At 43.0% G+C, this 5,598-nt stretch carries 6 protein-coding genes; 2 read left to right on the forward strand and 4 right to left on the reverse strand.

The features are described 5' to 3' along the window. Window positions 1–1,076: calcium-binding protein (locus AC0QHF_RS13060; protein WP_324704656.1), on the reverse strand; the 1,076-nt coding region annotated here is incomplete at its 3' end. Window positions 1,077–1,189: 113 nt separating this feature from the next. Continuing rightward, the gene (locus AC0QHF_RS13065; protein ID WP_324704657.1) at window positions 1,190–1,867 is read right to left on the reverse strand and encodes a hypothetical protein; all 678 of its coding nucleotides are present in this window, start codon (window positions 1,865–1,867) and stop codon (window positions 1,190–1,192) included. Window positions 1,868–2,179: 312 nt separating this feature from the next. Here AC0QHF_RS13065 and AC0QHF_RS13070 point away from each other — a divergent pair, with 312 nt between their 5' ends. Continuing rightward, window positions 2,180–2,488 (forward strand): hypothetical protein, encoded by a 309-nt coding sequence (locus AC0QHF_RS13070; RefSeq protein ID WP_324704658.1) that lies wholly within the window; start codon window positions 2,180–2,182, stop codon window positions 2,486–2,488. A gap of 125 nt (window positions 2,489–2,613) precedes the next feature. Beyond that, the gene (locus AC0QHF_RS13075; protein ID WP_324704659.1) at window positions 2,614–3,972 is read left to right on the forward strand and encodes a helix-turn-helix domain-containing protein; all 1,359 of its coding nucleotides are present in this window, start codon (window positions 2,614–2,616) and stop codon (window positions 3,970–3,972) included. A gap of 245 nt (window positions 3,973–4,217) precedes the next feature. Here the strand turns inward: AC0QHF_RS13075 and AC0QHF_RS13080 are convergent, their stop codons facing one another. Together AC0QHF_RS13080 and AC0QHF_RS13085 are read right to left on the reverse strand one after the other, a co-directional pair. Then, the gene (locus AC0QHF_RS13080; protein WP_324704660.1) at window positions 4,218–4,985 is read right to left on the reverse strand and encodes a ferritin-like domain-containing protein; all 768 of its coding nucleotides are present in this window, start codon (window positions 4,983–4,985) and stop codon (window positions 4,218–4,220) included. 204 nt (window positions 4,986–5,189) lie between these two features. After that, window positions 5,190–5,462, reverse strand: coding sequence for an FmdB family zinc ribbon protein (locus AC0QHF_RS13085; protein WP_324704661.1), 273 nt, complete (start codon window positions 5,460–5,462; stop codon window positions 5,190–5,192). Window positions 5,463–5,598 lie beyond the last annotated feature (136 nt).

The following is a 5,598-nucleotide window of genomic DNA, read 5'->3' on the forward strand; positions in this document are numbered from 1 at the left end:
TCGTAGTTGGTATTGCCAGAAGAGAAGGCAGGATAGACTCTTGCATAATAAGTGCCTCCCTGAATTGCTCTACTGATTGTGGCATTAGAATCTGAGTCAGCTCTGCTACTTGTACTTAAAATATCACCATCCCCTTCGTTAATTTCTCCATTATTGTTGAAATCTTTAATCAGTTCAACTCTTGCTGATTCAGTTACACTACCTAATTCCACACTGAATTGACCATTAGTTGGAAGTGTAAACCGATAATAGTCATAAGTATCTTCATCGCCGACAAAATCTTGAAGTACCAAGCCATCTTCAGTTAATACTCCCAATTCACTGGCTTCTGCAAGGGTCGAATTATTGGGCGGTGGCGGATCTTCAACGGGGGTTGGTGGCGGCGGTGGAGGTGGCGTTTCTTGTCCGGCTGTGATAAAGTCATTGCTACTGATGGAAGAAGAAATCACACCATTTAGAATTGCTACAACTTCACCATTGCGGAGAATTTCTGTATTTCCACCAGAACCCCGAACCTCTAAATCAGCAAAGGTAACACCTGCGGGGAGACTCATCTTATCGATACCGGGTTGGAAATCAGTAATCACATCCCGGTCAGCCCCCGATGATGCTAGGATAAATTGGTTGGCGCCACCACTACCTGTTAAAGTGTCTAATCCTTTATCACCGGAGACAATGCTATTTCCAGAGCCTCCAATCACCACATCATTACCCGCGCCGCCATACAGACTGTCATTTCCCGGCCCTCCACTCAGGTTGTCATTACCCAAGTTGCCGAACAAAATACTGTTGCCACCTCCAGCTTCGAGGAAATCATCATTTTGACCGCCAAAGAGGGTATCGTTTCCGCCTCCCCCAGTCATGGTGTCATTTCCTTGGTTGCCGTAGAAAATCCTTCCAGTATTGTCATTCAGTGCAGAATCGTCTCCCTCTAAAAGTGCGATCGCATCTGGAAAAGGTGATGCACTGAAATAGGCAGTTTGGTCTGAGGGAAGCTGAGACATGATAATAGAGTCGTTCCCAGCCGTAGCTATGCCTAAGTCCAAGCCGTTTTCGGTGATAATATCAGAAAGCATGATGGTATTTCCTTCAGAGTTTCAAGAATTTACAACAGTCAAAAGATTGTAGAGATAGGGCTGTAACACTATGCGATCGCATTCCCGTTAACCCGTCATCATAAAATGCTCCTTTAGCTTGAGATTGTGTCTTTTTGAGGTTGGGAATATACGGACTGTAATGCCGTGACAAACTCATCGGCTTCTGAGTTGGTTCCATCAGATTCTAAAAAATATTGTTGGGCTAATTTAGGAATTCGATGCGTTGTGTATGAGCAGAGAGGAAAGCGTCCTTCCGGGCAATTTTGGCAAGGAGACTTTGAATATTGCGATCGCAACCTTAACGTGAGATGCCAAACGATATAAAAAATTGTGATAAACCCCAGCTTTAAAATCCATCCAATCGTCGAGTTCGGAGTCAACCACAAACCCGCATAGCAGAGAAAAATGACTGCAACTCCCAAAAAAAATCTGGCTAGAATTTTGTAAGTTTTTTGCTGAATCCAGATTTGGAGTATCGCCGGAATATAAAGTAAAACCCCTAGAGAAAGTAAGACAAAAAACGGTAAATCCTTTAAAATTCCCAAATAAGGAATCAGCATAATTCCTACAATCATTCCGGAACCCATCATCGAACAACCCAGACAGAAGGGTAAGTTTCCAACCCAAATAATGTGATTGTGATGATACTTGCAAGCGGGATGATGAGCCAGCAAAGGGGTCATGCCTAAATTTTCAATAAAATTTGAAAAAGCAGGCGTTTTTAGATTTCCAAGGCTGATGCTATCACGACTTTTATGAAAACAACTCATACAGATTTTTTGAAAATTAAAACAACAGTCGGAACAGATTGATTGCAACAATTAACCCTCGAATAGGGGAAAGCAGTTACCAGATCCCAACCTTGTTGACCCATTGCATTACATTCTGTATTCACTTTCTCTACATCAGCGACTTTGATACTGTACTCGTATTGCATAAGTTGATCCTCAAAGATTACTAGAATGTGGAATTTTGGGTCGCATTTATTTACATCTATTATATTTTAAATTTCCTTAATTTAACTATCTATATTTTCCCAAATTGTATCGATTCTGAATGGCAGAAATGACACTGGGATTATTATGGTAAATCGTTCCATCCGGGGCAGCATAATTGCCATTAGAAGTGACCCGAAAGCCAGTCCCTACAGTTCCAGCCGAATTGTGAAAGTACAAATCTTTATTTTTCCTATAAAACACTTCGTATTGACCATGCTTACCGGTGATATAGCCAACGACAATGCGATCGCCCGAAGCGGAGTGGGTTGTCATAATACTTCCTTTGCGAACTTCACAAAAATTAATCCTGATGAAGTCAGGGCAGGATTGAATCATGCTTCTTATCTTCTTAACTTATTTATCATTCGTCAAGACCATAAAAGTGGCATTTAAGGGGGTCTTGATCAACGATTTAAAAGTAAAGAAAAGTAAAATTGTGATATTTTGTGGCAAAACAGGGGATAATGTGACATAATGGGGGGTCAGAGGAGGACACACTATAACTGGGTTGAGAAGCTATGGAGATGCAAGAAGCTTTGCAGTGGACGGATCATCTGATTTTTGACAGGACGGGGAAGCATCTGGACTCGCTGCAACGGGCTATTTTGGAGGGTGCGTGGGAAGGGAAAGGATACAAGACGATCGCAGAAGAATACCACTGTACCAACGACCATGTGAGAAAGTCGGCATCGGAATTATGGAAACTTTTGTCGGATCTGTTGGGAGAAGATGTCAGAAAAAAGAATGTGCGATCGCTCCTCGAAAATGGGGTGTTCTCTTACTACAATGATGGGTTACTTATTGGCAATCAAATAAATCTCTGTAACGACCCATACAATCATTGGGAAAAACCCGAAAAGCGATCGCCCGCCCCCAGGAACCCATCCGAACCCCGCCACGACCTCAGCCAAGCCCCGGAAAATGTTCGATTCTACGATCGCAACCACGAATTAGCCACCCTCAAGCAGTGGATATTGACGGAAAATTGCCGCATTGTCACCCTCACCGGATTGTCAGGTATCGGTAAAACCGCCCTCGCCAGACGACTGGTAGAAGACATCAAAGACCACTTCGATCGCATCCTGTGGCGTAGCCATCGAAAATTCCCCACCCTGAACGCCCTGCAAACCCACATCATCGAATTTATCGCCCCACCTCCCCCCACCCAAAACCCATCAATCATCAACCACTTAAACTCCAGAACTTCCATCTTAAACCACCTGCAAAACCACCGTTGCTTAATCATCCTCGATGACTTACAAGAAACCTTAAACCCGGGTGAATGCGTCGGAAATTATCGGCAAGAATACCAAAACTATGGGCGCCTCATCGACGAAATTGGGCGATTTTACCATCAGAGTTGTTTGTTGCTACTGAGTTGGGAACAACCCCTAGAAATCGCCACCCTAGAAGCCGAAGACTGCCACTGCAAAACGCTACAACTCTCCGGCTTGGGGGAATCAGCCAGCCAACTCCTCACCGCCAGACAACTCCGAGACAAAAATCAATGGTCGCGGCTGATCGAGCTTTACAACAGCAACCCTTTATGGTTAAATATAATTGCCACTGCTATTCTCGATTTATTTAACGGTAGCGTCCGGCAATTTCTCTCCTATCCCACCCTATTTTTGGGAGACTTGGAACCCATCCTCAAACAACATTATCAACGCCTGTCAGAATCCGAGCAAATCCTCATCCGGTGGTTGGCAAACCAAGAGCAACCCGTAGAGATCGGCAAAAACCCCCCCGAACTTTTATCAGACTCGGATTTTTTGAAGGCGATACAATCCCTGAAAAAACGGAATTTCCTCGAAAAATCATCAGGGTTAACACTGCAACCCGCGATCGCACAGTATGTCAAAAATTTGATGAGTTAGATCATGTCCGCTTAAACAGTTATGATTCCTGGGTGCCATCTTCTGAAGCGGCTTCAAACTTTAGTATCGATGATAACCTTCACTCACCTCTCCTAAAAGATGGGGGAATAACCAAGCCATTTTCACTGACTTTTAATCTCATTTCAACCTCTTTTTAATTGGCGACGTTCCTACACAAACTGTCAAAGGGCATAATGTAGGTGTTTGATATAGCAGTGTGATCGGCTTTAACTCATCTGGAATTATCACGGTAAAATCAGCCGTTCTCTCAACTGTTTGATTAATGACAAATACTTTTTTGTTTCGCCAATAACAACTTTCAAGAAATTGATGGGGTTGTTTCCATATTTGCTTTGAATTACGGGTGAATGAATGGGTAAAATCATGATACTCGTTCCCAGAATAAAAAAGAGGTGTAGAAGGTTAGAGAAGCGAAACAAAATCTCATTCTTTTCAATATTTAATGCTGCCAAATTCTGCATCTGAAATTTAACGTGCTCGATTTCTTCTTCAGTAATCCTAAGACAAATTGATTTTAAATATTCATTGGAGGTAGCCATCCTTAGGCAAGGATAGTAAATTGTGGCAATAATCTCAGCCGCAGCCAAAACTCGAATTGACATTTCTAGTCCAAATGAGTTACGAATGGCACGAAAAGCTTTGTCGGTAAAAGATTCTGTTCCTAAAGTTAAATTCTGACTTTTTAAAAATTCTGCCAAATAACGGCTATGACGATTTTCTTCCCCGATAAAAAGTTTGATAATTTTTATATAATCAGGATTATCAATTTTCTGGCTCCACCTTTGGGCGTGTTTAATTAACTGCAAGCCTTCGCTGGCTTCTCCCAATTGAAACTCTTGGACTGAATGGTGAATTCTTTGAGCTTCTGTCGGAGTTATTCTCTCAATTTTTCCCAAATATTTTAGATGATTTTTTCTATTTTTTTCGCAATATTCAAGCCAGTTGCTAAAATAATCGTCTGGGATAGAATTTGCCAGATTTGTACGTTTCATCGGATTGTTAACAGTTGACCACTTGGTGACAATTTCACATTGTAGTCATTAAATTTGAGCTTGACAACCAATAGAATAGAGGTAGATGTAGAGGGGCACGCACCATTGAGAGAGATGATGGTGCGTTCCGGGGGGTGCTGTCCAACCAAAATCGGGATGAGTATTACCCCCGGAACACACCCTACTTTTCAGCTACAAGATGATTCAACCGTGGCCGATCATCCAGGGCCGATCGCACCGACTTGGTTTGTATCGGGGGGATTTCGGTTCGCGATCGCGTTTCACCAGTTGCGGTTCCTTACTTTCCGTCCGCCGCAAATTCAAACCCCCCGAATTCAAATTAATATTCGGAGGTGAAAAAATTTTCTCGCTGGGGCGATCGCACTGCGGACAGGACACCGGAGTTCCCACCTCCGCCAACATCTGCCATTTCTCAAACTCCCCGCAATTTGCACAGCGAAACTCATACAGCGGCATACAACAATTCCTCAATGAAAAATACGGTAATTTTAAAGTCCGCGACGTCCCCAGATTAACTGAAAGTCCCCCTTGTTAAGGGGGATAATGGGGGATCAGACTGATCACACCACAGCGTCTGAAAGTCCCCCTTGTT

This window comes from Lyngbya sp. CCY1209, from assembly GCF_055795065.1.